1 protein-coding gene is annotated in these 1,626 nt (G+C 66.4%); it reads left to right on the top strand.

What is annotated here, in order from left to right; translation table 11 throughout:
• Positions 1 to 214 precede the first annotated feature (214 nt).
• Positions 215 to 1,264, top strand: a complete 1,050-nt coding sequence (locus WCE35_RS13510; RefSeq protein WP_424593854.1) for an IS110 family transposase — start codon at positions 215 to 217, stop codon at positions 1,262 to 1,264.
• Positions 1,265 to 1,626: the final 362 nt, after the last annotated feature.

Below are 1,626 nucleotides of genomic sequence, written 5' to 3'. Positions count from 1 at the left end.
ATCCCGAGGACCCAGCCGTCGGCGGGTCACGCCGGATAAATGGGCTGCGAAAGCTGACCGAAAGCTCGATGATCGAGCGCGCCGCACTCTGGGTCCTCGGCAGCTCGCTTTCAGTTCGGCCGAGGATGATGCTGTGGACGGCACCCTTCCTCCGGCGTCAAAGCGCCATACGGTGATCGTTGGAAGCGAATCATCGCGAGCAAAGGGGCCGTCCATGGCAACGACTACCACGATCGGACTGGATTTGGCGAAGAGCGTGTTTCAGGTTCACGGTGTCGACGCGGGCGGCAAGACGACCATCCGCCGGCAGCTCAAGCGGCGCGAGGTTCTGGCGTTTTTCGCGAAGCTGCCGCCGCGTTGCCTGGTGGGCATGGAGGCGTGCGGCGGCTCCCACGATTGGGCGCGCCGGATCGAGGCCCTCGGGCACACGGTGCATCAACTGCCGGCCGAGGACGTGAAGGCCTACCGCCGCCACAACAAGACGGATGCCGCCGATGCCGAGGCGATCTGCGAGGCGGTCACGCGCCCGCGTCTCAAAGTCGTGCCGACCAAGACGGTCGAGCAGCAGATGCTGTCGGTGCCGCACACGGTGCGCGATCATCTGATCACCGTACGAACTGCCACGCGCAACATGATCCGCTCGCTGTTGTCCGAGTTCGGCATCATCGCGCCGGCCGGCGACAAGGGCATGGCGACACTGCTGGCGATCGTGACCGACGCAGCGCGCACCGAGATTGCGGCAGCACTGCGCGCGCCGCTGATGGCGGCCGCCGCTGTTCTCGCCGAGACCGAGGCGTCGCTCGATCGGATCGATGCCCAGATCGCCGCTCACGCCAAGGCCGACGAGCGCGTCAGGCGCTTGAAGACCATTCCCGGCGTCGGGCCGCTGATCGCCAGCGCCTTCGTCGCGGCCGTGACCGCGCCACAGATCTTCCCGTCGGGTCGCGCGTTCGCAGCCTCTCTCGGTGTGACACCGAAGATGACCGGCACGGGAGGCGAGGTCACTTATGGTCCGGTCAGCAAACGCGGCAACGTCTATCTGCGCCGCCTGCTGTATCTGGCGTCTGCCGCCCGGCTGGCTGCCGCGACGAAGCGGCCCGATCGGGCCGATCCGAAACTTAACGCGCTGCTCGCGCGCATGCCGTTCCGCAAGGCGGCGTTGGCGCTAGCCAACAAGACGGCGCGGATCGTCTGGGTGTTGCTGATGCGCGGCGGCACCTTCATCGACAAGCATCTGCCGGCGGCACACGCGCAACGCGCGTAGGGCTCGGCGATGACGTAATACGCTGGACCGAGCGCAGATCGCACCGGACCAGCGGCATGAGTGGTGAGGGGCGCGACGAGGAGATGCACGCACGCGACGCAGACGGGAACGGCACCACGGACAACCCAGCAGTGTCATCGGCTCAGCGAAGCCGTGAGGATGATCGGGACCATGGTGGCGAATGGCATCTTGGCCGCGGCGTAACACCCGCACTTCAGGCCGGACACATGACTGGCGCCCCCGACAGCGAAACGAGTGAGCAGAACCAAATTGCACTTGACCCACAGGTGCCGTCCACACATGATGCGCGGCGGCACCTTCATCGACAAGCATCTGCCGGCGGCACACGCGCAACGCGCGTA

It is taken from the genome of Bradyrhizobium sp. (assembly GCF_049691595.1).
In the GTDB taxonomy this organism is placed as follows: Bacteria; Pseudomonadota; Alphaproteobacteria; order Rhizobiales; family Xanthobacteraceae; genus Bradyrhizobium.
The sequence above is the reverse complement of the archived record's forward strand: the minus strand, read 5'-3'. Positions and strand labels throughout refer to the sequence as shown.

What these genes read in the sequence shown, in the direction of transcription:
- WCE35_RS13510 (WP_424593854.1), top strand. Translation starts at nt 215, where the DNA reads ATGGCAACGACTACCACGATCGGACTGGATTTGGCGAAGAGCGTGTTT.